Genomic DNA, 26,233 nt, shown 5'->3' with positions numbered 1-26,233 from the left:
GCAAGGTGCGGCCTGCAAGGTGCGGCCTGCAGAGGGCTGTTTACGCCAAGGAGGTTGTGCAAGGCACATCCCACTCCAATGCCGACAGGATACGTTGCCACGTGGTATCGAGCGGCGCCTGTATCTTGACCGTCTCAGCGCTAACGGGATGGATAAACTGCATCTCATTGGCATGAAGTAAAAGCTGATGGCAGTGAAAATGCTCGCGGAAAACACGATTGTGCCTTCCGTCGCCATGCGTAGTATCGCCAATAATCGGATGACTGAGGTGATGCATGTGGCGACGCAATTGGTGTTTTCTTCCCGTTTGCGGCTGCATCGCCACGAGGCTATAGCGGCTGGTCGCATACCGTCCTGTTGCGATAGGCAGCTCCACCGATGCCAGCGGTTGATAATCCGTCACGGCCGGTTTGGCCGTGGGCGGCTGGCTCGCCTTTTTATCTGCTATTTTGTCTTGTTCTTCCACCAGTGGGTAATCGAGTCGACTGGCTTCTGTGATCCAGCCTCTGACCACCGCATAGTAGGCTTTTTTAATCTGCCCTTGCGCAAACTGAGGCATCATCAAGGACGCCACCTCGCTCGACAGCGCAAACACCAACACACCAGACGTCGGTTTATCGAGTCGGTGTAAAGGGTAAACATGCTGACCAATCTGATCCCTTAGTGTCTGCATAACAAAACGCGTTTCCCCTTTATCCAGCCACGAACGATGGACCAGCATCCCTGCAGGCTTGTTCACCACAACCAATGACTCATCGCGGTATAAAATGGATAATGGTTGTTCACTCATCATTGGGTTAAAAGCGCATCAATACGATAAGTCACTTTGACCACCGCCGTCGCCCCTTGCTGCTCTTTCATCGCTTCTTCCACATAGGGGGCGATTTCAAAATTTCTTGGCAACGGCTGGCGAGCAACCACCAAGGCACGCATTTTGGGTATAAATATCCACTGTAACCACTCATGGCAATCAAGCGTATCCACCGCAAAAGGCTCGCGGCTGGCCAGTCGTTTAGGTGATGGTGGCTCGGACTGGAGTAGGTCACACGCATCTAACACTTGCTCAAGCTCATCCAGAAGTTGCTCACACTGTTGGTAAAGTGTCATTGACAGTCCCATCATTACTCAAATTAGAAACCGCGAAGCATAGCATGATCCCGACAAAGACAACATCAACAAGACAAGCATCTAGCCGGGAAAAACTGATATACTCGCGCGCATCAAGCGATAACTAAGAGCGGACATCATGGAAACGGTTCACGCCCTCAGCGCCCTATTCGACCACGCCGGTTGTCAATTCAGTATTTACGACCTAGGCCGTCGTGTTTGTCAACTGGATGAAACGGCCTTTCGTGCGGTTGAGGCCAATCAACAACCTTACCCTTACCCCTTGCGTCAACACGCGCATATGGCTATCGCCTTTTGGCCGTCAGGCGGCGCTCCTTGGGTATGGTTCTTAAAAATGCCTCTCGATGAACGCGGCCTCCTCAATCACACCGCGATGGGAGACTTTTTACAGTATGTCAGCGCGGCCATGGGAGAGCGCTTAACCGCGACACCGAATAAAGAGCAGCGTGAGAAACTGGCCAATAACCCCTATACGTTTACGCCCACCGACGACAAAATGGCGATGTTTCATGCCACATTGACCTATCAACTGGGCCGGCCAGCTAGCCAGTATTATGATCATGCACAGCATTATTTAAATGGCGAGCTTGGCTGGGATAATTGGCAAGGGGTGGGCCTACAAGGGCTCGCTGATACCTGTGTACGCATGGCCGAGCAAAACAATGCCACTCGCGTCCGCAAAGCGCTCAATCATCTACCGACCACGCCATTGTACGCCCTTCTCGGGTGCTTGGAGCACTGCCAAATCAATGACAAACTCGCGGCAAGCTTGCGCGATATGTTTCAGCAAATGTGTCAGACGCAAGAGGTTGATATTTTTTTGGTCAGCGCATTAATCCGCACACATGCGGGCGCCCCATCAGCCACTCGGCATCAACTGATTGATGCGGTACTTGATCGCGCTGAATTACACCATCGCGAGATTTTTGTCGCGATAGCCGGTCGCTGCTGGCATCACTTGACCGATGATGCTGCTCTGGATCGCTTTTTGATTGCTCTCGCCGATCAGCACGATGCGACGTTATTTCAACAGGTTTATGCGGATCTGGTGATGTTACCTCCCCTTCGTGGCGCGCTATTGGGTCGTTTACATGGCCATACATCACCCGCCCTGACTCAAGCAATGGCACGCATGCAGCAAGCGGTGAAGCAAACCCACCATGATCACTGATCTATTGACCATTCTCTTGGTTGTTGTCGCCGCTTTACTGTTCTGGCAACAGCGGCGACAATCCGAGCAAGCGCACCAGTACATTCGCCAATACTGCCAGCGGATGGAGTTGCAATTATTGTCTATCGCACGAGGCCGTCACACCATACGGAGAACCGAGCAAGGGTGGCAATGGCTCACTCAATACTGGTTCGAGTTTTCTGCCACCGGGGATGATCATTATATCGGTCACGCTCAGCTTCGAGGGTTAAGATTAAAGGCCATAGACACACCGGTTCATGCGATGCCAAGAGCAGGCCAAACCGACGGTTAGATGTCACCCGACAACGCCAACCATGTTGATACTAAAAAGGCGGGGATAATTATTCGCGCGACGTGAAAAGCTGTACTAGATTAGAAGTATGGTGCACACGCAAGGTTAGTGCTAACGGTGCGTGACAGGGAGTCACCGGTGTCGGTTTAACCGGCCAGAAAAAAGGAAAGGGCGCAGCTTGCGCCGCGCCCTAGAGTTTTACTTGCAGCCATCCTGCTACTAAAAGGTGCTCCCTGCATCATTCCTTGATCAGTCGCCGAATCCTTCAGCGTCGTTCCATGTCTCTCCGTCTTGGAGGTGTCCTTTCGTCATCCTGACAAACCGAAATTCCCGTTTTCGATAAGCTCTCCATCCTGGAGGTGTCCATGACTTCGTCCTGAAGTAGTCCTTAAGCCCCCATCCTGGGTTGTCCTAAGTCTTCCTGACGTACAAGCTTCCTGCTTGTAGAGAACGGCTCCATCCGTTGTCCTTTTTGCAATCCATGCCAGCGCTTCTTCCTGAAGTACTGCCTCATCCTGAGGTACCAAGTCCTTGGTGATTCCTGTTCCCTGTGTCAGTTCCCTTCCGACACCGACAAGATTACGCGACTGAGCGTTTGGTACAAGCCATTCTCACCTGCTCAATCTCTCATTTTTTATCTTAAACCAAAGAATAAACAGTAAGCACTTGTAATAGAAGAAAAAATAAAAACAAGGGGGTCAATTTTCGTAGCAAGATTCTGCTTTTATCCCACGCTCTTGTAAGAGATATCTCACACGGAGCAGGGATCTTTTCTATGCATTGTCCTATGCTCACAGGCACCGCTTTCATCACAACATGGGGCGGAGGCTGCTACTATAGTGAGTATAGACGCGTATCGAGCAGCCAGGAGGGACAATGGAAACCTTTCAACACGACTTACAGCACCTTTTTGAGCAGCTGGGCTTAGCAACCGATAAGGCCTCAATTGAGCACTTCCTATCCAGCCACTGTTTGGTTGAAGGGCAAACACTGGTCGATGCCCCATTTTGGAACGCGGCACAACGGGCGTTTATTGATGAAGCCATAAAGGAAGACGCGGATTGGGCGGAACAGGTTGATATGCTTGATGCGCTGCTGAGAAAGCCCTAATCTTTCTCTCTCCTGTTATGTCGCTAGGATTAACTGATGAGCTATCAAGCTGAGCTGGCGCGAGCACTCAAGGTGCTCGACGCAAAAGGGCAAACCGTCACCGTGGCAAAGGTGAAAGCCCAATTGACAACGCAAGTCCCCCTCCCCTTGATTATTCAAGCGGTGAAGAGCGCGAAGACCAATACACCGCTACCCGAGATACCCGTCGATGACATCAAGCTATCTGATGCTGAGCGTATCAGCCAGCTCGAACAACACGTGGCCGAGTTGAGCGAGCGATTAGCGACGCTAGAAGCCCAGTATTCAAGCCGCTAAGCCAGTTTAAAGTCCCAAGAAAGGTTGGATACTAGCCGGCAACGGTCGCATTTAAACAGAAAGATATCGTGTAACGGGGCCTCAAGCCGCCAAGGCTCGCCACACTGAGGGCATGGGCGATGAAGCTCACTCTCTTTATCTTTACCGCCAACGCGATATTGATAGTAGTAAGTCGGCGTGCCTGTTAAGTACTCTATCCGCCCACGTAAATCCCAACCGCGCTGAAATAGGCGCGTATTGGGACACCCAATTTCATTCAAGCCTGCAAATTCGGCATCGCTGGCACCGGCCATTTGTAACTCATCACAGGCTTGCCATTCTGTTTGCCATTTGATGACCGCTTTGTGATCACCGTTAAAGGTGGCGGGTAAGCGATAAAGCGGGATGGGGAGCAGGGTATCGCCACAACGCAGCGGCGAACACGTGTGAACAAAGGTGGTGTAGAGCACTTGCCAGGTCGGTGAGACACTTGGAGCGGCTTGTTCTGAGTTCAAATCGCGCCCAAGCACACGCACTTTCGGTTGGGTTAAGCACGCATCGGCTAGCTGCTGTAAGGCCCGTTTCACTTGTGGGCTGTGAAAGCGTGGGTGCAAGGCGTCTTCATCTGGGCAGACAACACGAAGCTGAAACTGGCCCTCTTGCATCAAGATCGGAAACTCGCGTCCAAGCACCTGGCCATTATAACGTAATGCATCCATGAGGCCGTTGATAGTACGGTCGACCGCACTAACGGTGGTATTATCAAAGCACTCAAAGGTCAGTTCCGTGAGAATCATGCCACATCAACCTCTAATGCCGCGAGAAATGTTTCCAGGTTGGGGGCAATCACATCACGCGTCCCTTTATTAAGGGTTTCTCTGATCACTTCTCCGCTCATGTTATCAATTGCAATGATCACCATTTCATCGGCTGTGGTCGCAATAAAGACACTCGGCGTAAGCTTGCGCTGACGCTGCATCATCAGATGCCCCAAGATATTTTCTTGTAAGCGCGCCAAGTCATCATCACTCCATACCTGAAGCAAGCTTATCGACTCCCCCTGATAACGAACCGATAAATCTGCACAATAAAATGCGTTGTAAAAATCTTTAATATCGCTATGCAAACGCAACGCGATTGCTTGTTCTACATTGGCAAAGTCGGCCAAAGCGTCGCGCTTGACCGGTTGCCATTGTAGTTGGTGATCGTTTTCGCTCACAACACAGGGAGATGGCAAGCCAATGTAGGCATCTGTACAGGGTAAATGTTGATAATGACTCTGCCATACCGCCATATAATTCTGTGTTAGCGCCCAAAGGGCACGATGTACTGTGTTCTCCATTCGCAACCTATAGCAAGATTCAGTAAACTTTACCCATTCTACTTGAATCAATAGCAGATCCGTATGAGCAATTATCAAGATGCCGATGCCCTCGCCAATTTATCACTTGGCGAAAAAACAGATTATCCAACCCAGTACGATCCGTCACAACTGCGTGCGGTCCCTCGCGCGCTAAATCGTCAGGCCATCGGACTAGATAATGCGCCGATGCCCTTTACCGGTTACGACACCTGGACCTTGTATGAGCTGTCATGGCTCAACAAAAATGGTTTGCCCCAGGTCGCGATTGGCGAAGTCCGTCTACCGGCCTCTAGCCCCAACTTGATCGAGTCAAAATCATTTAAGCTGTACCTCAATAGCTTTAATCAAACCCGCTTTGATAACTGGCAACAGGTAGCTAACGCATTGCAAACCGATTTATCCGCCTGTGCGGGCGAAGAGGTGGATGTCACCTTATCACCGCTCAGTGAGTTAGAGGGAGAAACCATCGCTGGCCTAGCGGGTGAATGCATCGATCACCAAGATATCAGCATCGATGACTACACATTTAACCCAGACTGGCTCGACGGTGCCGCTCAAGGCGCGGTTGTGTCTGAGACCCTTCACAGCCATTTACTCAAATCAAATTGCCTGATTACCAATCAGCCAGACTGGGGCTCGGTGAGAATCGCCTATAAAGGCAACAAGATAAACCGTGAGAAGCTGCTTCGCTACTTGGTGTCATTTCGTGAGCACAATGAGTTTCATGAGCAATGTGTGGAGCGCATTTTTATGGATATCATGCGTTTTTGCCAGCCAGAAAAGCTCACCGTTTATGCCCGTTACACGCGTCGCGGTGGTTTAGATATTAATCCATACCGTACGAACATGGGTAAAACACCAAGCGAAAACAACCGTTTGGCAAGACAATAACACCACAGGCTGCCTGCGGGCAGCCTTTCTCTCATCGCTTTATTTAGAGGATGGCGCATGCGCATCAGCCGACTACTCGTAGGCCTGCTTTTTTGGTTAACGTCGATAACGGCGTTTGCCGCTATCCACTCCTCACCTGTGCTAACCAATGCCGAAAAGCTTCTCGAGACCTCTCCAGCGCAATCGTTGGAAATCAGCAATCGGTTTTTAGCCCAACGCCGCCTAACCACAGGTGCCAACCGCTCACACGTCAATAACGACACGGATCGCTCGATTCGCACGCCATTGCATACCGTGTATGCCTATTTGATCAGTGCCCGAGCCTATGCGTATCTCGATCAACCCATAGAGGCTAAAGCCGCGCTACAAAAAGCGTATCAAGTGGTCGATGAATACGACTTAAAACACGTACAAGTGCAAGTTTTACTGACCGAGGCCTCTCTTGTCTGGCACCTTGATCGCGACTCGACGCGCGCCTTAGCGACACTCGATGCCGCCCAAAAAGCGATTGAAACCTTGCCGGAAAACAGCTTAAACGGCCAAGCAAGCCGCTTTAAAAGCGCTTTACTGCGTGCCAATATTCTCGCGGCGACCGCAGACAGTGAAACCGCGCTTGTCGCCTATGAGAATGCGCGAAGCCAGCTTAGCAATGATCCCCAAGACTTGCGGGATAAAGTCGAGTTTCAGCTCTCGTTGGGCGGCTTTTTACTCGACCAAAAGCAACATGAAAGTGCCCTTACCGAGTTACTCAGTGCTTTCTGGATAGCAAGCGAGAACGAATACACGGCATTGATTGCGGATGCCAATATGAAGCTGGCCAAGCTGTATAACCAGCAAGGCGTGCTCAATCAAGCCCTTGAGCACGCGAACCAAGCCGCTGCCTTTTTTGAGCACTTCTCATTAAGCCGACGTTTATCAGCGTCACAGCGCCTATTAGCCACCATTTATGAGCAGCAAGCCCGTTATAATTTTGCCTTGGTGCATTATTTTAATGCGCTTGAAATTGAGCAAGCACTCGGTCGCCTCCAACCGCTTGCGCAAGTCCACTTAGCCATCGCTCGCACTTATTATCAGCTAGAGCATTTCCCGCTCAGTGACAGATACATTCAAGATGCGTTAAGACTGGTCGGTAGCCTACCCAACTCGCCGCTGACCACACAGGCAATGTTGTTACAAGGACGTATTCATCTTGCACTGTCTCAACCAAAGCAAGCAGAGAAAGAAATTCGCACCGCACTGGAGCGAGCAGAGGTAGAAAAAGACCGCAAAACCATGACGATGGCGCATCACGCCCTCTCCAAAGCCTTGGAATCGCAAGGCAAGTATCAAGCGGCTCTGATGATGCAACGTGATTATGAAAAGCTGCGCGCACAGCAAACGCAATCAGAGCAACAGCAACAAGCCGATACCTTTAAACAACAACAGCGTGTGGTCGAGCGACAGCTACAGATGGATGAATTGCAGCGCCAGCTAGATAGCGCACACCAAGAGCAGCTCCACCTACAAAAGGTCAACTATTTCCTACTAGGCAGCCTTGGGGTGTTGGTGGCCATTGTTTACCTTCGTCATCGTGCCGCGGTGATGCGTCAAGGAGAACTCGAAGAGCTGCGTGATGACTTTTATACGCACCCACGCACCGGGCTGAGGAACTTACGCATGCTGAATGCCAAGTTACCGCGTTCGTTGGAAAAAAGTAACGCCAACTTTGAGCAATGGTATCTGAACGACATGATCCACCAGCCACTCAGTGATCGGCTACGCTTTGCCATGTTCGATGTCGCCTTTCTAAAAGCGTTATTTTTGCGTCTCGGTTATCAAAGGGCGCAAGATATCGAGCGTCAGCTTGGCGACTATTTGTCCGAACGAGTCACTCAATCTGGCCGCTTATATCATTTCGCTGATACCTTGTTTATTTATATCGAGACCAATTGGGATCAAGATACCCAGCCTGACGCGCTTGCTCATTTTGTGCAGTCTTTGATCGCAGACTTTGTCAGCCACTACCAAAGCTGTCAGGCACAAACGGTGAATGCAGGTGACCAACCTCCAGCGCTCACGCCGCAAGTCGCCATTGGTCTCGCGGAATACCCTTTTTTACCGCGCGCGTACACATCGATTAATGACCAAGAGTTAATCGAGATTTTATTAACGGCTACTCATCAAGCCAGTGATCTCGCGCAACAGACCGGAGAAAGTCATTGGGTACACTTTAGCGCGATTAACACAGCGCCCGCCGCGAGCTTCGTGAACACCAACTTACGTCATGCTTGCTTGAAAGGGATTGACTCTGGATTGGTAAAGGTTAAATCTTCAGCGAACGACTTATTGAACTGGCAGAAGGATCACGAATCTGATAAAAAGCCATCGTCAGTTATTGATGATCAGAGCAATAAGTCGGTATAGCTACAGGTAGTTAGTGAAACTGTTTTCGCTACCAATGGCGCCAAAACGCGAATATAATCAGGTATTTCCTCGATAAAATGACTAAGTCCACCCCATCACCGTTGTCGGCCCAGCCCGCTCAGGCGGGTAATAATGCGTCGCCCTCAACGTATCGGGAGCTGGCGCTTAAGTCGCGTCGAGAAATCCATAGCCTTAAACGGCTGGTTTCGCGCTTTATCGCCACGTGCTCGGGTAAAAATAACTTGGTCGACCAAAAACTGGCCGAGTTCCGTGACGTATTGTATTCAACGCAGGATGTTAGCGCGTTGCTTCCGCGTTTAGCCGTTATTGAACGCATGGTGGGTCATCAAAACATGACACAAGCAAAAGCACAGTCACACCTCGATGAGCAATTTCACACCAGTGGTGAAACACTACAGCGAGTGACAGGTCTCCCCGCTCAATTGAAACGTGACTTGCGAGATCTATTAGCGCAACCGGCGAACGGTGATACCGAACGCACACAACACCTCATTAAGTTACTTCAGCTTTACGAACGCGCCGTGACCTTGCAAGTTGCTAGGCCCCGCACCCAACAAACACCAGACATCGACAACGATCAGATACGTCGCGTCGCTGATGAACTACAAAACCTGATTACAGAGCTCGATATCAACGGTCAAGCAGGCGATAAGTTGCTTGAAATCCGCCGTGAACTGCTGACCGATATATCACCGGCTACCGTGGTGTCTTTGACGTTGGCGGCACTCAAGCTGATTCTGGAAGCTACCCAATCTGAGCGGCGGGCTTCGCAGCAATTTCTCAGTCAAGTCAATGATGACCTCGTCTCAATAAGCCAACAAAATACCCGTGCGCATGATCATGCGACACAACTACGGCTGGCACATCAAGGTGTCGATCAGCGCCTCGACCGCACCATTAACGATATTGAACACGAACTCAAACGGAAAGGCGCGGCAAAAGCCAACCCAGAAGCCGCATTAACCCAAGCGCTTGCAGAGCTGAAAGTGATCGCGCAAGAAAACAAAGCGCTCAAAAATCGCGAACAAGCCTTGGAAGAGCAGTTGGCACACAATCAGAACCAACTTAGCGCCTTAGCAGAGCAAACCCTCGATCAACATCGTCGCGTCGGCGACCAAGAACGTAAACGCCTGTTAGACCCGCTGACCCGCGTCTACAACCGTGCCGCCCTTAACGATCGTTTGGAGCATGAGTACCGGTTATGGAAAAAGTACCAGCGTGAGTTTTGCCTTGCCGTCATTGATCTTGACCACTTTAAACAAGTGAATCAACAATTTGGCTACGAAGTCGGTGATAAAGCGTTGAAAATTATCGCGCGCAGCATCTACCAATGTCTGCGCGACACCGACTTTATTGCCCGCTTTGGTGGCGAAGAGTTTGTCATTTTACTACCTGATGCGGATGATGAAACGCGGACCGATATTTTGGCCAATATTAGCCACACCATTCGCAAACTCCCGTTGAAGTTTAAAAACGAGCGCGTTTCAATTAGCGTCTCAATTGGTGCCACCCTCTTCCAAGGTGAGGACACCCCCACGCCGGTGCTAGAGCGTGCTGACCAAGCCCTCTATCAAGCGAAAAACAGTGGTCGCAACCAAATCATCTGGTGTTAATTTTTACTGGTCAATTGTGGCTAGCGTGTGTATTTTTAATTAACACACTGATTTTTATAGCACCGCTCGACAGCCTGGCTTGCGTTAAACAGGATGTCGGCGTGTAAGAGGTTGTCGCTATGATCACACACATTAGTCCGATTGGAACGATGGATCTGCTTTCTCAAATAGAGGTCGATCGTTTAAAAGCCAGCGCCAGCAGTGATCTGTACCGCTTATACCGCAACTGCTCATTGGCCGTTTTAAATTCAGGCAGCCATACAGACAGCTCCAAAGCACTTCTTGAAAAACACGCCAACTTTGAAATTCGCGTGTTGCGCCGAGAGCGGGGCATCAAACTCGAGCTGGTTAATCCACCGGATCATGCCTTTGTCGACGGTAAGATCATTCGCGGCATTCAAGAGCATATGTTCTCGGTACTACGCGACATTATTCACGTCAATGTGCAGCTCGAGCATAGTCCTGCCCTCAACCTCGATAGCTCACCACATATCACTAACTTAATATTCGGTATATTGCGTAATGCGAAAACGCTCCGCCCGCGAGTCGATCCTAATTTAGTGGTTTGCTGGGGGGGGCATTCAATCAACGACATCGAATATCAATACACGCGTGAAGTGGGTCATGAACTTGGTCTGCGTGAACTAGATATTTGTACGGGGTGTGGCCCTGGTGCGATGGAGGGGCCAATGAAAGGCGCAGCCATCGGCCATGCCAAGCAGCGCACGTATGACAGCCGCTTTATTGGCTTAACCGAGCCCTCTATTATCGCTGCTGAGCCGCCGAACCCCATGGTTAACGAGCTGGTGATCATGCCAGATATTGAAAAGCGCCTAGAGGCATTTGTCCGTATCGCGCATGGGATTGTCATTTTCCCAGGTGGCGCAGGGACAGCGGAAGAGCTGCTGTATATTCTTGGCATCATGATGCACCCTGATAACCGCTCACAGCCTTTGCCTATCGTGTTAACCGGCCCGAAAGAAAGTGAAGATTACTTTCGCGATATCGATGCCTTTATTCGTGATGTATTGGGCGAGGAAGCCACCCAATATTATGAAATCGTGATTGACGATCCAGCCAAAGCCGCACGATTAATGAAAAATGCCATGCCTGCCGTCAAAGAGCATCGCAAAGCCACCGGCGATGCCTACTCGTACAATTGGTCATTGAAAATCGAGCCGGACTTCCAACATCCCTTTGCGCCAACACACGAAAACATGGCTAACCTCAACTTGCACATGAATCAGCGCCCAGAGTTACTCGCTTCAGCGTTACGTCAGGCATTCTCGGGCATTGTGGCAGGGAATGTTAAAGACGAGGGGATGCGCAATATCGAGCAACACGGCCCATTTAAAATTGATGGGGACAAGTATTTGATGGCAAAAATGGACAAACTGTTACAAAGCTTCGTCGACCAACAACGGATGAAGCTGCCAGGCACCGCCTATGTGCCGTGCTATGAGATTGTTTCCTAGCCTTAACGCGCGCACTGAGCCGGCGAGCTATCGATAACCTGCATCTCGCACACTGCGTTATGCCACTAACACAGGTATAATGCGCGGCTCATGCTGCGCGTTATTACTGGTTTTTATTATGTCTAACCTCCATGTTGTCATTATCGATGCAATGAACCTCATTCGCCGTGTCCACGCGGCTCAGCCTGAAGGCGATGCCATCGACACCACGGTGAATGCCTGCCTCAAAACCCTCAATAAAATCATCAATCATAGCCAGCCGAGCCATATTATTGCTGTCTTTGATCACCTGGGTAATGATCGTGGCTGGCGCGCAGAGATCTTGCCGGCATACAAACAACACCGTAAACCAATGCCTGCAGTACTCGAGCAAGGGTTAGATGCGATTCAAGATGCATTTTGGCAGCACGGCGTCGACTCGTTGCTTTCTCAAGGCGATGAAGCTGACGACATGATTGCCACCCTGGCTTTAAAAGTGGCCGAGCGCCGGCAAGATGTCACAATCGTATCGACTGACAAAGGCTACTGTCAGCTATTGCAACCGACAGTCAGGATCCGCGATTACTTTCAGCAGCGCTGGTTAGATCTCGCCTTCGTCCAATCACAATTCGGCGTTCGTCCAGAGCAGCTTTGCGATTTTTGGGGGCTCGCAGGGATCAGCAGTAGTGAGATAAGTGGCGTGCCAGGGATCGGTCCCAAAACGGCCGCCAGCTTGCTGAGCGACTATGCCACTATCGATGCAGTGTTCGCTGCTGAGGATCTGGCACCAAAGTGGCAAAAAAAACTCAACGGTCATTATGAGCTGGCTCAACGTTGTAAAAAGGTCGCGCAACTAAAAACGGATATCCCACTAGGCTTTAACCTACAAGATATCCGTTTTGAACCTGCCGCTGAGGGCCAACCCTCGTAACCGTATTCAGTGGTGATGAAGTTCAGTGGTGATGAATAAGTATAAAGCCGGTATGCGGTGCTAAGATAGGCCCACACTGCTGCATCTAGCGCTGACGTTTTACCCGCCGTAAGTGCACCGTGATTTCCTCGCGATCATGGTACAGATGCTTCGCGCGCATTTCATACGCCACCTTGTAGTCATCAAGAAATGCACCTAAGGTGTCGAGGTTCTCCGTCACCTGCTCATAGCGGCGGCTCATGGGCAATTTCAAATTAAATATTGCTTCTTTTGCCCACCCTTCAATCAGCCACTCACCCATCAATTGGGCCACACGAGAAGGCTTTTCAATCATATCGCACACCAGCCAAGTGACATTTTTTCGCGTAGGCTCAAATTTAAATCCATCTTCGGCGTGATGAAACACTTGCCCTGTATCCATGAGCTGTTCATCCATCGCCCCGTTATCCACCGCGTGGACAAACATCGAGCGCTTGACCAATTGATAGGTCCAACCTCCCGGACACGCACCTAAATCGACCGCCCACATGCCGGGCGCTAAACGCGTCTCCCATTCTTGCTTGGGAATAAAGTGATGAAATGCCTCTTCCAATTTTAAGGTGGAGCGACTCGGCGCATCAGCCGGAAACTTCATGCGTGGTAACCCCATATAATGCGGGGAGTTATTGGTTGTCAGTGAATAGCCGATCAAACAGGTGCCTGGGGCGGTAAAGCACACGTGGATCACCGGCTTTTTCGGGTTATCCTTTGCCAGCATCACGCCTTGCTTACGTAGCGCCTGACGCAATGGCACGGTGAACTTACGACAGAATTTCAACAGGGCTTTCGCTTCATCATTATCTGGGGTTTCCACCCGTAAGTCGCCGCCTTTGGGTAAGCGCTCGCCCACTGCCAAAATCGGTGAGATACGATCGTCAGGGTCGAGCTCAGAAAGAGACGCGGTGATAGCGATCATTTGCCGGGCAAAAATCAGTGAGTCTAGCGGGAGATCACGAACAACACGCTCGGCATCGCCCTCTTGGTAACACTCAAACAGGACATACGCACTGTTATTGACCACGCGCGGGAACCCATATACCCCCATGTCGGTGGTTTTTTGTTGGATCTCTGCGGCACAGTCTTTCTCAAACCCCGCACGACAATAAAGCAGAACCTGATTCATAACACCCTCTGGCTCGAACATATCACCACGCTGTGTGGCGGTAAAAATAAGCTGCGCATTATATCTGCCATCCAGACCAGAAAGAAATGCCCGCGAGGCTTTTATTCATGTCAGCGGACTCAGCGCTGATAAGAACGCCAGGCTCCTATGGCTAGCCCCACCCAGCCGATCAGAAAGCTCACACCTCCCATTGGGGTAATGGGCCCAAGCCAATGCCAAGATGTCAGCGCCAGGAGGTATAAGCTACCACTAAACGCCACAACACCGATAAGCCAAGCCCAAGCCACAATGGCAAAACAGCGAGAAGAAACCTGGGAGGCGACACCGCAAATCCCCAATAAGGCGAGACTGTGCCACATTTGGTAGTCTACGCCCGTTTTAAAAATCGCTAACTGATAATCTGACAGCACCGCTTTTAATCCATGCGCGGCAAAAGCGCCTAGCCCCACGGCTAACCCTGCGCCGATCGCCGCTACACACACCCAATGATGTAATTTCATCCTTGCTGACCTTGTTGTTCAATAAACCGATGTAGGCTATCCACCGCCCACTGGCGATTGCCTGACTCTGTATACCCTGAGGCTTTACGAGGCTTAAAGCTATGATCGCCATCCGGGACAACAATCACTTGAACCGAGGGAGACAGCGGATAATGCATCACTTCGTCTTCACGGCCGAACGTATCGCGTGCACCTTGTATAATCAGCAGTGGACGCTCAACGGTCGCCAGATGCGCTCCTTTATACTTTTCCGGCTTCCCTGGGGGATGGAATGGAAAGCCCAAACAAATCCCCCCACTGACAGAGGCATGATCAGTCAAATGACTCGCCATACGCCCACCCATCGACTTACCAGCTAACCATAATCGGCTCCCAGCAGGGCGCAAACCATCCACGTGCTCAATCACAGACTCAAAATGGGCAAGTAATTTTGGAGCGCGATCGGGCGGGCGCTTTTTTCCCTCTTGATCGCGCTTTTCCATATAGGGAAAGTTAAATCGCACCACTTTGCAGTGTTTCCCTATCCGCGCGGCCATATCAGCCATGAACTCGTGATCCTTTCCAGCGCCCGCACCATGGGCAAAAATCACCCAGTCTGTTGCCGTTTCCGGCCCGTCAACCTCTAAACCTGTCATAAATTCATTTTCTCTTGTTCTTTCGCTGCCGTCGCCAACATCCATTCTCGGAATGCGGTAATACGTCCGGTATCAGCATCGCGTTGCTGGCTGACCAAGTAGAAGCCATTATCGCTCTTTAGTACTTGCTCGAAAGGCTGAACCAAGCGCCCAGATGCTAACTCTGGTTGAGAAAGCACATTGTTTCCTAGCGCGACACCTTGCCCATGTGCCGCCGCCTGCAACACCATGGATGAGTGACTAAAAATCGGCCCATGCTCAACATTCACCTCACTAAGTTGATGGGCTTTCGCAAATGCTTTCCATTCTTTACGCGAGCGGTCATGCAATAAAACATGATGAACCAAATCATCTGGGGTTTGTAGAGGCTGCCCTGACTCCAGTAGCAGTGGAGAACACACAGGCAACAAGCATTCTTGATACAAAAGATCGCAGCGCAATCCCGTCCAGTGTCCCCGGCCATAGTAAATGGCAACATCGACATCATCGGTCAGAGACCCTTCTTCCAAATCAACCGCTTTTATCCGAACATCAATATCAGGATGCGCTGTATTAAAATCAGCTAATCGAGGTACTAGCCATTGAATCGCAAAACTGGGCGGCAAACTAATCGTCAGCGCCCCTTTGGCACTGCGTTCCAGCACTTTATCCGTCGCATAGGAAAGCTCAGAGAAAATATCTTTTATATCAAGAAAGTACCCTTGTCCTTCTTCGGTCAATAGTAACGAACGGTTACGCCGGCGGAAAAGCTTCAAACCAAGAAACTCCTCTAATGCCTTGATTTGATGACTGACTGCCGCTTGAGTCACAAACAGCTCTTCTGCCGCTCGCGTAAAGCTCAAATGTCGTGCGGCTGCTTCAAACACACGCAGCGCGTTGAGTGGGGGAAGACGCCTCGCCATATGCTGACACCTCTATGCATTAATTTTTCTAATCGTTGGCATTATAAATTGTCGATTGCTGATATACCAGCAAACTCCTATAGTGCTCCCCGCATCCACTTGTGACGTCTCTCTATTTAGACTGTTTCCGTGGTTGCGATGTTGTGTTTGCATTTGTCTAACACTGGTTAGACAGGTAGTCGTATCTACCACTTTTAACTTCCTGTATTTTGACATTGTCTGTCATTACATATTTGTTGGCACTGAGCGTCGCTCAGTGCTTTTTTTTGTCTGTAATAAGGCGCGAACCAACAACAGACTTGAGTTACATCCACGAGATAGCGATCATAGACGGGATTTTATTTCGGACGATAACTATGACCGACGGTTTTGATCCCCATTTCCTACGCGCCCAGTTTCCCGCTTTTGATACGCCAGGCTGGGTATATCTAGACAGTGCTGCTACTGCCCAAAAGCCGCAGTCAGTGATTGATGCGATCAGTCGCAGCTATATGATGCCGGTTGCAAACGTCCATCGAGGCCAGCACCAAGCGTCCCTCTCCGCAACCGAACAGTTTGAGCAAGCGCGGCGAGATGTAGCACATTTTATCGGTGCCAACCCACACAATATCGTCTGGACCCGGGGCGCGACAGAAGCCATTAATCTGATCGCCTATGGCCTAAGCCACTCGCTTACCCCACAAGACGAGATCCTGGTCAGCGAAATGGAGCACCATGCCAACCTGATCCCTTGGCAATTGATGGCACAACGCACGGGCGCTCAACTGGTAAAAATCCCCTGCTGCCCTCGCACGGGGCACTTAGATATGAAGGTATATCAGCAACGCTTAACCGCACGGACACGCATTGTTGCGATCAGTCATGTCAGCAATGTCACCGGCACCCGCCATCCTATCGAGGAAATGACCCAGCTGGCGCACAAAGTTGGTGCAACCGTGATCATTGATGGCGCACAGGGTATCGTCCATGAGCCTATCAGTATGCAAACACTGGACACTGACTATTATGTTTTTTCGGGCCATAAACTTTATGGTCCCACAGGAATTGGCGTCTTGTATGGAAAATCAGAAGCGCTGAGCGCGCTCTCGCCTTTCCACGGGGGTGGGAAGATGATCACAGACGTGTCGTTTGACCATCATAGTCTCGCCCCCATTCCCGCCCGTTTTGAAGCAGGCACGCCTAACACCGCCGGCGCAATTGGCCTTGCCGCTGCTATTCATTGGCTCCAACAACAAGACAGCCAAGCAGTGGAGGCACACATAGCAAGCTGTTACCAACAACTTATAGAAGCTTTACGCACGAGGCCGCGCATTCATTTAATCGCGCCACAGGCGACCAGTTCTATGGTCTCTTTTGTCGTGCGTGACGAGCATCATGCCGATGTAGCTGAATTGTTGGCCCAGCAAGGTATTGCTGTTCGCTCTGGCCATCATTGTGCCCACCCTTTTATTAAGGCGCTTGGGGTCGATGGCACCATCAGGGTCTCTCTGGCGGCCTACAATACACACCAGGATATCGCACAGTTTATTGCAGCATTAGATAAGACCCTGGATCTACTCGACATTTAATCATAAGGCAGGATAGACAATGGCGTTACCCCATCACCCTTTTGGCACCGAGCTTAACCAAGCGACGGTCACCGAGATGCTCGCGCAACACACCAGCTGGGAAGATAAATACCGACAATTGATTTTGTGGGGAAAACGGCTACCAACCTTTACTGATGCACAAAAACAAACAGCAAGCCAAGTACACGGCTGTGAGAGCGCGGTTTGGTTTCTCCATCAGGCAGAGGGGGACACCCATTACTTTGCCGCCGACTCCAACGCCAGAATTGTTAAAGGCTTATTAGCGATCGTGCTTGCCTGTGTTCACGGTCAACACGGTAATGCCATTCATACCCTCGATATAGACCGCATTTTCCAGCAAGCGGGACTGGCGCACCATTTAAGTGAGTCACGCACCAATGGCTTGCACGCTATCATTGAATACATTCATCAGGTCACTCGTTAGTTCTTTATCCACGTGGTGGCGTGTCGCCACCGCTCTCCACTCAACGCACAAGCAGTGATCATTTTCTGACCACCCTGTCCATTTAAAAAGGCAGACTTCAACATAAACCCACCAACCTGACCACTAATGCAATCCATTTCATGGACTTAGTCAAGCAGTGGGCAATTCGATTTAAAACCAACAAAAACAAACACAAAACAAACATTATTTTAACAATTGATTGCAGTATTTCCTCATTAGTATGACCAAGATCTCGAATGCGGAACATGGGGTTTTTATACTTTGCGTATTTGTCTAGATTCGTTAGCTTAGAAGCAGGCAGTCATAAAAGGGTCACACCAATCCGTTAGGCTGCCTAACAATATCGGCAGCATGATAAGTTGATTTTTGGCACAACTATTGCTGCTGTGAGAAAAAGATGACTGTAATTCTGGTTTGAAGTGGTTCCAGATGCGGCTTCAGGCATCTCGTTTAGTTTGCTTGTTGTAGTGAATGGAGTCATAAATGAAAAAACTGGCATTAGTAACCGGCGCGAAAGGCGGGATAGGATCAGCAATTACCGAGAAATTGGTGGAAGATGGATACCGCGTCATCGCGACCCACTTTACAGGGGGAGCGGAGTGCGCCCAAGAGTGGTTTGACGAAAAGAAATTTAACCACGACCAAGTTCGTTTGTTTGAGCTTGATGTCACCGATACCGAACAATGCGCCTCACGGATTGCTAAGCTACTCGAGGAAGAAGGCACGGTGGATGTACTGGTAAACAATGCTGGTATTACCCGCGACAGTGTGTTCAAGAAAATGAATGCCTCACAATGGCATGATGTCATTAATACCAACCTCAACAGCCTCTTTAACGTCACTCAGCCCTTGTTCGCCGCCATGTGCGAAAAAGGAGGAGGACGCATCATTAATATCTCATCCGTCAATGGCCAAAAAGGCCAATTTGGCCAAGCCAACTATGCCGCCGCCAAAGCCGGCATGATGGGCTTTAGTAAGTCACTCGCGGCAGAAGGGGCGCGGGCCGGTGTCACTGTCAACGTCGTGGCGCCAGGCTATACCGCGACACCAATGGTTACCGCCATGCGCGACGATGTGTTGGAGTCAATCACCAACCAGATCCCGATGAAGCGCTTGGCCAAGCCAGAAGAAATTGCGGCATCGGTGGCTTACCTTGCCAGCGACGCAGGCGCTTACATTACGGGTGAGACGCTGTCGGTAAACGGCGGCCTCTACATGCAATAAATCAAGGATAGATTGATGGAACGTATTTTTATTGTGGCGGCAAAACGCACCGCCATCGGTGCCTTCTCAGGCACGCTCAAAGACGTCCCAACGGGGCAACTGGCCGCTTACGCCATTAAAGGCGCGCTAAGTGAAACATCACTTGCCCCAACCGCGATTGATGAAGTCATCGTGGGTAACGTGGTCAGCGCAGGACAAGGGATGGGGATCGGTCGTCAAGCTGCGATTTACGCGGATATCCCGACCCATGTCCCTGCGTATTCAATCAATATGGTCTGTGGTAGCGGCATGAAAAGTATCATGGATGCTGTCACCCATATCCGAGCCGGCGATGCACAGGTTGTCGTCGCGGCTGGGGTTGAAAACATGTCACAAATCCCATTTGCGGCAGCGGGCAACCTCCGCACTGGACAAAAAATGGGCAACTTCGCCATGAAAGACTTGCTCATTAATGACGGACTTACCGATGTGTACAACCAATATCACATGGGAGTCACCGCCGAAAACGTTGCCAAAGAAGTCGGGATTACCCGTGAGCAACAAGATAGCTTTGCGCTTAGCAGCCAACAAAAAACCGTTTCAGCCATTGAAGCGGGTCGGTTTAAAGATGAAATCATCCCGATTGAGATTAAGCAGCGCAAGCAAACCATTACTTTTGATACCGATGAGTACCCAAAAGCAGACGCCACGCTAGAGGGCCTCAGCAAGCTGCGCCCAGCATTTGATAAAGAAGGCTCAGTAACGGCCGGTAACGCCTCGGGTATCAATGATGGCGCGAGTGCGGTGATCCTCGCGTCTGAGTCCGCAGTCAAAGAGCACGGGCTGACACCACTCGCAGAAGTTGCCGCCTACGCTCAGCACGGTGTCGATCCGAGCATCATGGGCTTAGGCCCAGTGGGGGCTGTCAATACGGCATTGGAGAAAGCCAACCTGACTCTCGACACCATTGATTTATTTGAGCTTAATGAAGCATTTGCAGCACAAGCACTGGGGGTCATACACCAATTGGCGGAGCACCACAAAACAACACCTGATGCGATATTGGCGCGTGCCAATGTCAACGGCGGTGCCATTGCACTCGGTCATCCGCTCGGGGCATCAGGTAACCGGATTGTGGTGACCTTGCTACACGAGCTCGCGCGAAGAGGCGAAACCCACGGGGTGGCTTCTTTGTGTATTGGCGGCGGCATGGGTACAGCTTTAATTGTTAAGCGTACACAAGCATAAACGGACACTTGCGACCTTGGGTTAGAAACCCATACACAACACTATCAGGAGATACACCATGTACACAGATATGTTTAAAGCGTTTTCTGAGCAATCTGAAAAAGCCCTGGCTCCCTATGTTAATTTCAACAAGTTGGTAGCCAAAAATGTTGAGACGCTGACTGAGCTACAAATGAATGCTATGCGCACCTATAGCGAGCTCGGTCTAGAGCAAATGAAAGCAGCCAGCGAAGTGAAAGATGTCTCAAGTATGACGTCATTCAGCAGCCAACAGCTGGCCGCTTTGACCAAGCTGTCTCAGCAAATGATGGATGACAGCGCCAAGCTGCAAAACATCGCCAAAGAGTTTAAAGAAGATATCGACAAACTCACGGCTGAGAATATGAAAGCCGGCACCCCAGCATAAAGGCAGGGTTTTTGCACTAGTGCCTGCTGTCATTGACGGCAGGCCTTTGTAGTGCTTATCCGATCAAGAGGGCAAGACTATGTTTCATCACTTCTTTTCGGACTACCTTGCCAGGCTGCAAGAACAAAACCAGCAATGGTGGCAGGATCTTGAGCAGGGCAAGGCAGCCGTAAATACACCGTTCAATCAAGCCATGCAGGAAGTCAGCCTGCAAGACACTGCTCAGTTGCTGGAAGGCGCGGCTCAACAACCCGCTGCACTTCTACAAGTGCAAATGCAGTGGTGGGAACAACAGATGCAAATCTGGCAGAACGCCATGCTCGCGCGTGATAACACGGGAGAGGTAGTGAGCGAAGGCAGCGACGATAAACGTTTTAAGGATAAGGCTTGGCAGGAAGATGTCCTTTACAACTTTATCAAACAGTCCTATCTGCTGTTTGGGCGTACCTATATGGAAACCATCGATGCCATTGAAGGCCTTGATGATAAAACCCGTGAACGTCTCTCATTTTTCTCACGCCAAGCGATTAACGCCATGGCCCCAAGTAATTATATTGCGACTAACCCTGAACTGCTCAAAATGACATTGGAGTCTCAGGGCGAAAATCTACTGCGCGGCATGGAACAGCTTAAGCAGGATATGGAGTCTAGTGCGGATATTCTTAAAGTGCGCATGACCAATAATAACGCGTTTCGCGTGGGTGATGATGTAGCCAACACACCTGGCGACGTGGTGTATAAAAATGAGTTATTCGAACTCATTCAGTATCGTCCGATGACGGAAAAAGTGCATACCACCCCCATCTTGGTCGTGCCTCCGTTCATCAACAAATACTATATTCTCGACTTACGCGAGAAAAACTCACTGGTTCGTTGGTTGGTTGAACAAGGGCATACGGTATTCTTGATGTCCTGGCGTAACCCCTCTGCCGAACAAGCCGAAATTGGTTTCGAAGACTACGTGACCCAAGGCACCGTCAAGGCGGTCAGTGCCATCGAAGACATTACCGGCCAATCGCAGATTAACGGTGTGGGTTACTGTATCGGTGGTACCGTTCTGGCTTGTACTATCGCCTACTATGCCGCGAAGCGCATGAAAGCACGGATTAAATCGGCGAGTTTCTTCACCACCTTACTCGACTTCTCGCAGCCGGGGGAAATTGGTGCCTACATCAATGACAGCTTGATTCGAGCCATTGAAGCGCAAAACACGGCGCGTGGTTATATGGATGGCCGTTCACTCAGCGTCACCTTCAGCCTACTTCGTGAAAACAGCTTGTACTGGAACTACTATATTGAGAATTACCTCAAAGGTAACAGTCCTGTCGACTTTGATTTGCTGTATTGGAACAGTGACAGCACCAATGTCGCCGCGAAGACACATAACTTTATCCTGCGCGATTTGTACCTTGAAAACAAACTGGTGCAGGACAAGGGGGTGAAAGTTGGAGGTGTCTGGATTGATCTCAATAAGATCAAAGTGCCCAGCTATTTCATTTCAACCAAAGAAGATCACATCGCGCTTTGGCAAGGCACCTATCGTGGTGCACTGAATGTTGGCGGGAATAAAACCTTTGTACTGGGCGAGTCAGGGCATATTGCCGGTATCGTGAACCACCCCGTGAAGAAAAAATACGGTTTTTGGACCAACGATAGCTTGCCTGATAGTGCCGATGAGTGGCTCGATAATGCGTCACATCACACTGGCTCTTGGTGGACCCACTGGGAAAAATGGTTACGTAGCTACAGTCCAGAAGAACAAGTGGAGCCATACTCTATAGGCTCTGAGACCTATCCTGTGCTTGATACGGCGCCCGGCGAATATGTTCGCCACGTCCTGCCTATTGAAGCGGAGGCTCAGCAAGCTCAGGCAACGCCAACCCCTGAAGAAGAACAGGCCTGATCAAACGTCACAGCCTGCGTCTCAATATTGAGAATAGTGGTGCACACTCGGTGGTAAACGCTGAGGTGCACCTTTTTTTATATGATTGAACTACACTCAAAGCCATGGAAGCAAAACGGTGTAGCGTCAATATGAGATGGGCATGGTACTGTCTATTAACCACTCTTCTTTTCATTTCGATGAGCGTACAGGCTCAAACACTGCGCCTGACATCGGGTGAATATGCCCCCTTTATTACTCAGACTGTGCCTGATGGAGGCCCGATCACTGAAATCGTGATGCAGGCGGCGCAAGAGGCAGACATCGCGGTATCACTGGGTTATTTCCCATGGCATCAGTCGATGAATCTCGCTCAAACCGGCGAATGGGACGGCACCATAGGCTGGGCCTACACACAAGAACGTGCGAATAACTTCATCTACTCGGACCCAATTTATACCGAAAGCGTTGGCTTTTTCTACCTTACCGAACGCGAGTTTGATTGGCAGTCCCCACAAGATCTAGATGGCTTTGCCATCGGGGTGACCAAAGGCTTTATTGACGTTAAGACACTGACTGAACTGCAAAAGTCAGGCGTCGACGTTAAAATCCAAGAATTCCTTGATGAAAAATCAAAAATCGATGCGCTACTCGCTCAGCAAATCGACTTGGCGTTAGGCAACATAGACGTACTCAAAAGGGTGATCGCACAAGAGGTGGCCCCTAGCCAAAAACAAAACGTTGCCCATCATCCGCGACCAATAAGAATTACCCCGCTGTACGTTTTATTTAGCCGACAAACAAAGCAAAGCTATGATCAGGCAGAGCGCTTTAACAAAGCATTACGGCGACTCAAAGCGGATGGGCGGTATCAAATGATCTGGAGTCATTTTCGCCACGCCCACTACAATCATTAGGCCTTGGCCGTAACGACGTTTTATATCTTGGAGGTGTTATGCGGCGAATACTGCTCGTGACCCTGCTCCTTTATTTACCTTCCATCGCCGCCGCACAGGTTCAGCTAAAATTGTTGGCAGGCGATTACCCCCCTTTCCTCTCAGATCGCTTAGCGCATCAAGGGGTGATTGCCTATATCGTTAAAGAGGCAGGGAAGCGACAAGGGCTAGAGATAGAGATCGCGTTTACACTTTGGCAGCAAGCAAAAATGAAGGCGCAAGAAGGCGCGGTTCATGGGACCGTTGGCTGGGGCTACACCCCAAAACGTGAAAATGACTTTGTTTACTCTGCTCCCATTTATACCGAAACCGTGGTGTTTTTTCATCTCAAAAACCGACACTTTGATTGGCAGTCGTTAGCCAGCCTAAACGGCTTACGCGTCGGGATCAGCGAGAGCTATATAGAAGATGCCATGCTGGCAAACTTTAATCAGCAAGGTGGCGACGTGGTGATACGCCGCTATCCTAACGAAGTCGAGAAGCTGCGAAGCTTACTCACTGGCGAAACCGATGTGATTATTGGTAACCAATATGTAGTGATGGATATCCTACGCACTGTGATGCCTGATGACACGCGTCAGCACATTACTTTTCACCCTACCCCTCTGCGTGTCACCCCCCTTCATGTTCTACTGAGTCGCCAGCATCCTGAGAGCACACGCTGGGTAGAACGCTTAAACCGTGGTATTCATCAACTCAAAAGCAGTGGCGATTACCAAAGAGCATGGAGTGCGTTTCGTATGGGCGAATTTGGCTTACGCGCCCTTCCCCCAGAGTAAAGCAGACTCAGCTAGCCTGATCGCGACGCTGATCAGCAGCGATTAGCTTTTGTAAAATGCGCGAGACAGCGACAAAACCAAAACTCGCGGTCACCATGGTTGCCGCCCCAAAACCACTGGCACAGTCCATGCGTTTGGGTCCCTCGGCTGACACTTTGCTTTCACACACACTGCCATCAGGCTGAGGGTATTTGAGCTGCTCGGTAGAATACACGCAATCAATGCCAAACTTACGTCCCTGGGTTTTCGTGAAGCCATGAAAACGACGAAGGTTATTACGCAGCTTCGCCGCGAGCGGGTCTTGAATCGTTTTAGTCAAATCCGCCACTTGGATCTGAGTGGGGTCGATCTGTCCACCCGCACCACCCACGGTAATGACTTTGATTTTGTGCCGCTTGCAGTGAGCCAATAGAGCCGTTTTGGGCTTGATGCTATCGATAGCATCAAGCACATAATCAAAGCGCTTGTCGATGTACTCAGCAATATTATCCGGCGAGATAAAGTCATCAATCACAGTCACTTGGCATTCTGGATTGATCGCCGTGACACGCTCGGCCATCACCTCGCTTTTACTTTGGCCGATAGTCTCTTTCAGTGCATGAATTTGACGATTGGTGTTGGTGACACACACATCATCCATATCAATTAATGTCATTGCCCCCACACCGGTTCGCGCTAACGATTCTGCCGCCCACGAGCCAACACCACCAATGCCAATCACACAGATGTGGCTTTGACTAAATACTTCGAGCGCACGCTGGCCGTAGAGCCTTGCGGTGCCTCCAAAACGTTGCCAATAGGCATCTGATAACTGGCGTGTCATACCCGTCTCTTTGTTCATCAAACCGAGGGGCGTTATACCGACTTGCTCGATAATTGTCTAGCGGGATCCCGCGCAAAGCGGTCACAAAGCCAATGCACAACTTGGCTAACGCCTGCGGCGCGCTGCTTGTAGCTTGCACTGTAGAGGTAATAACCATAGCCGCTATCAATACCTAGCCCCAAAGGGTTCACGACTTTTCCTTGTCGTAGACTGGTTGTCGCCATAAAGGTAGGAATTAATGCCATCCCCATGCCTTGCTGCACCCCCTCCAATGCCATAAAAAAGTGCTCAAACCCCGCGCCATACTGCGGGTTGCTATCCGTTAAGCCAAATTGCTGCCAAAAATGTTCCCACAGTGTCGGCCTGGTCAGGTGAGAAAGCACCGGCACCGTAGCAAGTAGCGCCGCACGCTCAATAGGCTGAGGGACAATAGCGGCAGCGGCTAATAAAGATAGGTGTTCATTAGCCAGACAGGTTGACTGGGAGCCTGCTTGTTGATGTGGCTGGCAACGGATGAGGATATCAACCTCTTTTTCTTTCCCCTGCGGAATAGAATCACTCGCGCTGACCGTCACCGATACCGACGGATAACGAGCTTTAAAGTCTTGTAGTTGCGGGATTAACCACAGACTGGCAAAAGATGGCGGCACCAGCAAGCTGACCGACTCTTGCTGGACACTCTGTTGACGTGCGTAAGCCGTCGCGTTGGCAATTTCATGGATCCCTGAGGAGACTGATTGAAGATAAGTCTCTCCAATGGCATTGAGCACCACCCCATACGCAGTCCGCGTAAACAAGGGTTGTCCAATCCACTGCTCTAGCTGTTGGATTTGTTTACTGATAGTACTTTGACTGACATGCAATACCTTAGCCGCTTCCGAAAAGCTGCCTTGCTGGGCGACCACTACAAACGCTTGTAACACTCGCATCGATGGCAAACGCGCTTCCATTCCCATTCCTTTTTTTCATGCCTGGTGAAAATATATCCTTTGTCGCGCAAAATACAATCGG

The 26,233-nt window shown here is 50.3% G+C and carries 27 protein-coding genes; 17 read left to right on the top strand and 10 right to left on the bottom strand.

All coding sequences use genetic code 11. The features are described 5' to 3' along the window. Window positions 1-40: 40 nt before the first annotated feature. Both truC and BZG25_RS10715 read right to left on the bottom strand, forming a co-directional pair. Window positions 41-793 (bottom strand): tRNA pseudouridine(65) synthase TruC, encoded by a 753-nt coding sequence (gene truC, locus BZG25_RS10720; RefSeq protein WP_241828699.1) that lies wholly within the window; start codon window positions 791-793, stop codon window positions 41-43. Further along, window positions 790-1,107, bottom strand: coding sequence for a YqcC family protein (locus tag BZG25_RS10715; RefSeq protein ID WP_046074171.1), 318 nt, complete (start codon window positions 1,105-1,107; stop codon window positions 790-792). Before BZG25_RS10715 ends, truC begins: the two co-directional genes overlap by 4 nt. A 139-nt stretch (window positions 1,108-1,246) precedes the next feature. Here BZG25_RS10715 and BZG25_RS10710 point away from each other — a divergent pair, with 139 nt between their 5' ends. From BZG25_RS10710 to BZG25_RS10695, 4 genes are all read left to right on the top strand, one after another. Beyond that, window positions 1,247-2,299: a DUF3549 family protein gene (locus tag BZG25_RS10710; RefSeq protein ID WP_077578878.1), complete on the top strand. Its 1,053-nt coding sequence runs from the start codon at window positions 1,247-1,249 to the stop codon at window positions 2,297-2,299. After that, window positions 2,289-2,612, top strand: a complete 324-nt coding sequence (locus BZG25_RS10705) for a DUF3301 domain-containing protein (RefSeq protein ID WP_077578880.1) — start codon at window positions 2,289-2,291, stop codon at window positions 2,610-2,612. Before BZG25_RS10710 ends, BZG25_RS10705 begins: the two co-directional genes overlap by 11 nt. A gap of 876 nt (window positions 2,613-3,488) precedes the next feature. Next, window positions 3,489-3,722, top strand: a complete 234-nt coding sequence (locus tag BZG25_RS10700; RefSeq protein ID WP_046074168.1) for a DUF2789 domain-containing protein — start codon at window positions 3,489-3,491, stop codon at window positions 3,720-3,722. 36 nt (window positions 3,723-3,758) lie between these two features. After that, the gene (locus BZG25_RS10695; protein WP_077578881.1) at window positions 3,759-4,037 is read left to right on the top strand and encodes a hypothetical protein; all 279 of its coding nucleotides are present in this window, start codon (window positions 3,759-3,761) and stop codon (window positions 4,035-4,037) included. On the opposite strand, the gene BZG25_RS10690 is transcribed toward BZG25_RS10695, so the two are convergent. Both BZG25_RS10690 and syd read right to left on the bottom strand, forming a co-directional pair. After that, a complete protein-coding gene (locus BZG25_RS10690) occupies window positions 4,034-4,813 on the bottom strand; it encodes a Zn-ribbon-containing protein (protein ID WP_046074166.1) in 780 nt (259 codons plus the stop codon). The genes BZG25_RS10695 and BZG25_RS10690 overlap by 4 nt on opposite strands. Next, window positions 4,810-5,358 (bottom strand): SecY-interacting protein, encoded by a 549-nt coding sequence (gene syd / locus BZG25_RS10685; RefSeq protein ID WP_046074165.1) that lies wholly within the window; start codon window positions 5,356-5,358, stop codon window positions 4,810-4,812. The genes BZG25_RS10690 and syd overlap by 4 nt, the downstream gene beginning before the upstream one ends. A gap of 63 nt (window positions 5,359-5,421) precedes the next feature. Between syd and queF the strand changes: the two genes are divergently transcribed. The 5 genes from queF to xni all read left to right on the top strand — a co-directional run bounded on the left by queF (window position 5,422) and on the right by xni (window position 12,692). Then, on the top strand, window positions 5,422-6,270 hold the full coding sequence (gene queF, locus BZG25_RS10680) for an NADPH-dependent 7-cyano-7-deazaguanine reductase QueF (protein ID WP_046074164.1): 849 nt from the start codon (window positions 5,422-5,424) through the stop codon (window positions 6,268-6,270). Between the two features lie 57 nt (window positions 6,271-6,327). Continuing rightward, entirely contained in the window at window positions 6,328-8,673 is a 2,346-nt protein-coding gene (locus tag BZG25_RS10675) for a hypothetical protein (RefSeq protein WP_077578882.1), read from the top strand. A 77-nt stretch (window positions 8,674-8,750) separates the two neighbouring features. Further along, entirely contained in the window at window positions 8,751-10,307 is a 1,557-nt protein-coding gene (locus BZG25_RS10670; RefSeq protein ID WP_052708027.1) for a diguanylate cyclase, read from the top strand. 119 nt (window positions 10,308-10,426) lie between these two features. Next, entirely contained in the window at window positions 10,427-11,782 is a 1,356-nt protein-coding gene (gene ppnN / locus BZG25_RS10665) for a nucleotide 5'-monophosphate nucleosidase PpnN (protein ID WP_077607288.1), read from the top strand. Window positions 11,783-11,900: 118 nt separating this feature from the next. Then, the gene (gene xni, locus BZG25_RS10660) at window positions 11,901-12,692 is read left to right on the top strand and encodes a flap endonuclease Xni (RefSeq protein ID WP_108743037.1); all 792 of its coding nucleotides are present in this window, start codon (window positions 11,901-11,903) and stop codon (window positions 12,690-12,692) included. Window positions 12,693-12,777: 85 nt separating this feature from the next. Here xni and rlmM read toward each other — a convergent pair whose 3' ends face one another. The 4 genes from rlmM to BZG25_RS10640 form a co-directional block, all read right to left on the bottom strand. Beyond that, window positions 12,778-13,854 (bottom strand): 23S rRNA (cytidine(2498)-2'-O)-methyltransferase RlmM, encoded by a 1,077-nt coding sequence (rlmM, locus tag BZG25_RS10655; protein WP_046074221.1) that lies wholly within the window; start codon window positions 13,852-13,854, stop codon window positions 12,778-12,780. A gap of 119 nt (window positions 13,855-13,973) precedes the next feature. Then, window positions 13,974-14,354: a DUF423 domain-containing protein gene (locus BZG25_RS10650; RefSeq protein WP_046074160.1), complete on the bottom strand. Its 381-nt coding sequence runs from the start codon at window positions 14,352-14,354 to the stop codon at window positions 13,974-13,976. Next, the gene (locus BZG25_RS10645) at window positions 14,351-14,989 is read right to left on the bottom strand and encodes an alpha/beta family hydrolase (RefSeq protein ID WP_077578886.1); all 639 of its coding nucleotides are present in this window, start codon (window positions 14,987-14,989) and stop codon (window positions 14,351-14,353) included. Before BZG25_RS10645 ends, BZG25_RS10650 begins: the two co-directional genes overlap by 4 nt. Beyond that, window positions 14,986-15,891: a transcriptional regulator GcvA gene (locus tag BZG25_RS10640; protein ID WP_046074158.1), complete on the bottom strand. Its 906-nt coding sequence runs from the start codon at window positions 15,889-15,891 to the stop codon at window positions 14,986-14,988. Before BZG25_RS10640 ends, BZG25_RS10645 begins: the two co-directional genes overlap by 4 nt. 356 nt (window positions 15,892-16,247) lie before the next feature. Here BZG25_RS10640 and BZG25_RS10635 point away from each other — a divergent pair, with 356 nt between their 5' ends. The 8 genes from BZG25_RS10635 to BZG25_RS10600 all read left to right on the top strand — a co-directional run bounded on the left by BZG25_RS10635 (window position 16,248) and on the right by BZG25_RS10600 (window position 24,399). Next, window positions 16,248-17,459: an aminotransferase class V-fold PLP-dependent enzyme gene (locus BZG25_RS10635; protein ID WP_077578888.1), complete on the top strand. Its 1,212-nt coding sequence runs from the start codon at window positions 16,248-16,250 to the stop codon at window positions 17,457-17,459. A 19-nt stretch (window positions 17,460-17,478) separates the two neighbouring features. Then, complete coding sequence (csdE, locus tag BZG25_RS10630) at window positions 17,479-17,904, top strand: cysteine desulfurase sulfur acceptor subunit CsdE (protein ID WP_046074156.1); 426 nt, start codon at window positions 17,479-17,481, stop codon at window positions 17,902-17,904. A gap of 504 nt (window positions 17,905-18,408) precedes the next feature. Beyond that, the gene (locus tag BZG25_RS10625) at window positions 18,409-19,149 is read left to right on the top strand and encodes an SDR family oxidoreductase (protein WP_046074155.1); all 741 of its coding nucleotides are present in this window, start codon (window positions 18,409-18,411) and stop codon (window positions 19,147-19,149) included. 15 nt (window positions 19,150-19,164) lie between these two features. Further along, window positions 19,165-20,376, top strand: a complete 1,212-nt coding sequence (locus tag BZG25_RS10620; protein WP_077578890.1) for an acetyl-CoA C-acetyltransferase — start codon at window positions 19,165-19,167, stop codon at window positions 20,374-20,376. Window positions 20,377-20,434: 58 nt separating this feature from the next. Further along, entirely contained in the window at window positions 20,435-20,782 is a 348-nt protein-coding gene (locus BZG25_RS10615; protein WP_046074153.1) for a phasin family protein, read from the top strand. A 79-nt stretch (window positions 20,783-20,861) separates the two neighbouring features. Beyond that, a complete protein-coding gene (gene phaC, locus BZG25_RS10610; RefSeq protein ID WP_046074152.1) occupies window positions 20,862-22,685 on the top strand; it encodes a class I poly(R)-hydroxyalkanoic acid synthase in 1,824 nt (607 codons plus the stop codon). A gap of 179 nt (window positions 22,686-22,864) precedes the next feature. Continuing rightward, window positions 22,865-23,581 (top strand): ABC transporter substrate-binding protein, encoded by a 717-nt coding sequence (locus tag BZG25_RS10605; protein WP_158010031.1) that lies wholly within the window; start codon window positions 22,865-22,867, stop codon window positions 23,579-23,581. Window positions 23,582-23,619: 38 nt separating this feature from the next. Next, window positions 23,620-24,399, top strand: coding sequence for an ABC transporter substrate-binding protein (locus BZG25_RS10600; protein WP_046074150.1), 780 nt, complete (start codon window positions 23,620-23,622; stop codon window positions 24,397-24,399). A 7-nt stretch (window positions 24,400-24,406) separates the two neighbouring features. Here the strand turns inward: BZG25_RS10600 and tcdA are convergent, their stop codons facing one another. Then, on the bottom strand, window positions 24,407-25,222 hold the full coding sequence (gene tcdA / locus BZG25_RS10595) for a tRNA cyclic N6-threonylcarbamoyladenosine(37) synthase TcdA (RefSeq protein WP_077578894.1): 816 nt from the start codon (window positions 25,220-25,222) through the stop codon (window positions 24,407-24,409). Window positions 25,223-25,254: 32 nt separating this feature from the next. After that, complete coding sequence (locus BZG25_RS10590) at window positions 25,255-26,172, bottom strand: LysR substrate-binding domain-containing protein (protein ID WP_198531475.1); 918 nt, start codon at window positions 26,170-26,172, stop codon at window positions 25,255-25,257. Window positions 26,173-26,233 lie beyond the last annotated feature (61 nt).

Origin of the sequence: Salinivibrio sp. ML198 (assembly GCF_001996015.1) — a bacterium.
Taxonomy (GTDB): domain Bacteria; phylum Pseudomonadota; class Gammaproteobacteria; order Enterobacterales; family Vibrionaceae; genus Salinivibrio; species Salinivibrio siamensis.
This window is presented reverse-complemented; position numbering and strand designations above follow the sequence as displayed.

Excerpts from the sequence above, each read along its gene's own strand:
- truC (WP_241828699.1), bottom strand. The coding sequence starts at position 793 with ATGATGAGTGAACAACCATTATCCATTTTATACCGCGATGAGTCATTG.
- BZG25_RS10715 (WP_046074171.1), bottom strand. The coding sequence starts at position 1,107 with ATGACACTTTACCAACAGTGTGAGCAACTTCTGGATGAGCTTGAGCAA.
- BZG25_RS10710 (WP_077578878.1), top strand. The coding sequence starts at position 1,247 with ATGGAAACGGTTCACGCCCTCAGCGCCCTATTCGACCACGCCGGTTGT.
- BZG25_RS10705 (WP_077578880.1), top strand. The coding sequence starts at position 2,289 with ATGATCACTGATCTATTGACCATTCTCTTGGTTGTTGTCGCCGCTTTA.
- BZG25_RS10700 (WP_046074168.1), top strand. The coding sequence starts at position 3,489 with ATGGAAACCTTTCAACACGACTTACAGCACCTTTTTGAGCAGCTGGGC.
- BZG25_RS10695 (WP_077578881.1), top strand. The coding sequence starts at position 3,759 with ATGAGCTATCAAGCTGAGCTGGCGCGAGCACTCAAGGTGCTCGACGCA.
- BZG25_RS10690 (WP_046074166.1), bottom strand. The coding sequence starts at position 4,813 with ATGATTCTCACGGAACTGACCTTTGAGTGCTTTGATAATACCACCGTT.
- syd (WP_046074165.1), bottom strand. The coding sequence starts at position 5,358 with ATGGAGAACACAGTACATCGTGCCCTTTGGGCGCTAACACAGAATTAT.
- queF (WP_046074164.1), top strand. The coding sequence starts at position 5,422 with ATGAGCAATTATCAAGATGCCGATGCCCTCGCCAATTTATCACTTGGC.
- BZG25_RS10675 (WP_077578882.1), top strand. The coding sequence starts at position 6,328 with ATGCGCATCAGCCGACTACTCGTAGGCCTGCTTTTTTGGTTAACGTCG.
- BZG25_RS10670 (WP_052708027.1), top strand. The coding sequence starts at position 8,751 with ATGACTAAGTCCACCCCATCACCGTTGTCGGCCCAGCCCGCTCAGGCG.
- ppnN (WP_077607288.1), top strand. The coding sequence starts at position 10,427 with ATGATCACACACATTAGTCCGATTGGAACGATGGATCTGCTTTCTCAA.
- xni (WP_108743037.1), top strand. The coding sequence starts at position 11,901 with ATGTCTAACCTCCATGTTGTCATTATCGATGCAATGAACCTCATTCGC.
- rlmM (WP_046074221.1), bottom strand. The coding sequence starts at position 13,854 with ATGAATCAGGTTCTGCTTTATTGTCGTGCGGGGTTTGAGAAAGACTGT.
- BZG25_RS10650 (WP_046074160.1), bottom strand. The coding sequence starts at position 14,354 with ATGAAATTACATCATTGGGTGTGTGTAGCGGCGATCGGCGCAGGGTTA.
- BZG25_RS10645 (WP_077578886.1), bottom strand. The coding sequence starts at position 14,989 with ATGACAGGTTTAGAGGTTGACGGGCCGGAAACGGCAACAGACTGGGTG.
- BZG25_RS10640 (WP_046074158.1), bottom strand. The coding sequence starts at position 15,891 with ATGGCGAGGCGTCTTCCCCCACTCAACGCGCTGCGTGTGTTTGAAGCA.
- BZG25_RS10635 (WP_077578888.1), top strand. The coding sequence starts at position 16,248 with ATGACCGACGGTTTTGATCCCCATTTCCTACGCGCCCAGTTTCCCGCT.
- csdE (WP_046074156.1), top strand. The coding sequence starts at position 17,479 with ATGGCGTTACCCCATCACCCTTTTGGCACCGAGCTTAACCAAGCGACG.
- BZG25_RS10625 (WP_046074155.1), top strand. The coding sequence starts at position 18,409 with ATGAAAAAACTGGCATTAGTAACCGGCGCGAAAGGCGGGATAGGATCA.
- BZG25_RS10620 (WP_077578890.1), top strand. The coding sequence starts at position 19,165 with ATGGAACGTATTTTTATTGTGGCGGCAAAACGCACCGCCATCGGTGCC.
- BZG25_RS10615 (WP_046074153.1), top strand. The coding sequence starts at position 20,435 with ATGTACACAGATATGTTTAAAGCGTTTTCTGAGCAATCTGAAAAAGCC.
- phaC (WP_046074152.1), top strand. The coding sequence starts at position 20,862 with ATGTTTCATCACTTCTTTTCGGACTACCTTGCCAGGCTGCAAGAACAA.
- BZG25_RS10605 (WP_158010031.1), top strand. The coding sequence starts at position 22,865 with ATGAGCGTACAGGCTCAAACACTGCGCCTGACATCGGGTGAATATGCC.
- BZG25_RS10600 (WP_046074150.1), top strand. The coding sequence starts at position 23,620 with ATGCGGCGAATACTGCTCGTGACCCTGCTCCTTTATTTACCTTCCATC.
- tcdA (WP_077578894.1), bottom strand. The coding sequence starts at position 25,222 with ATGACACGCCAGTTATCAGATGCCTATTGGCAACGTTTTGGAGGCACC.
- BZG25_RS10590 (WP_198531475.1), bottom strand. The coding sequence starts at position 26,172 with ATGGAAGCGCGTTTGCCATCGATGCGAGTGTTACAAGCGTTTGTAGTG.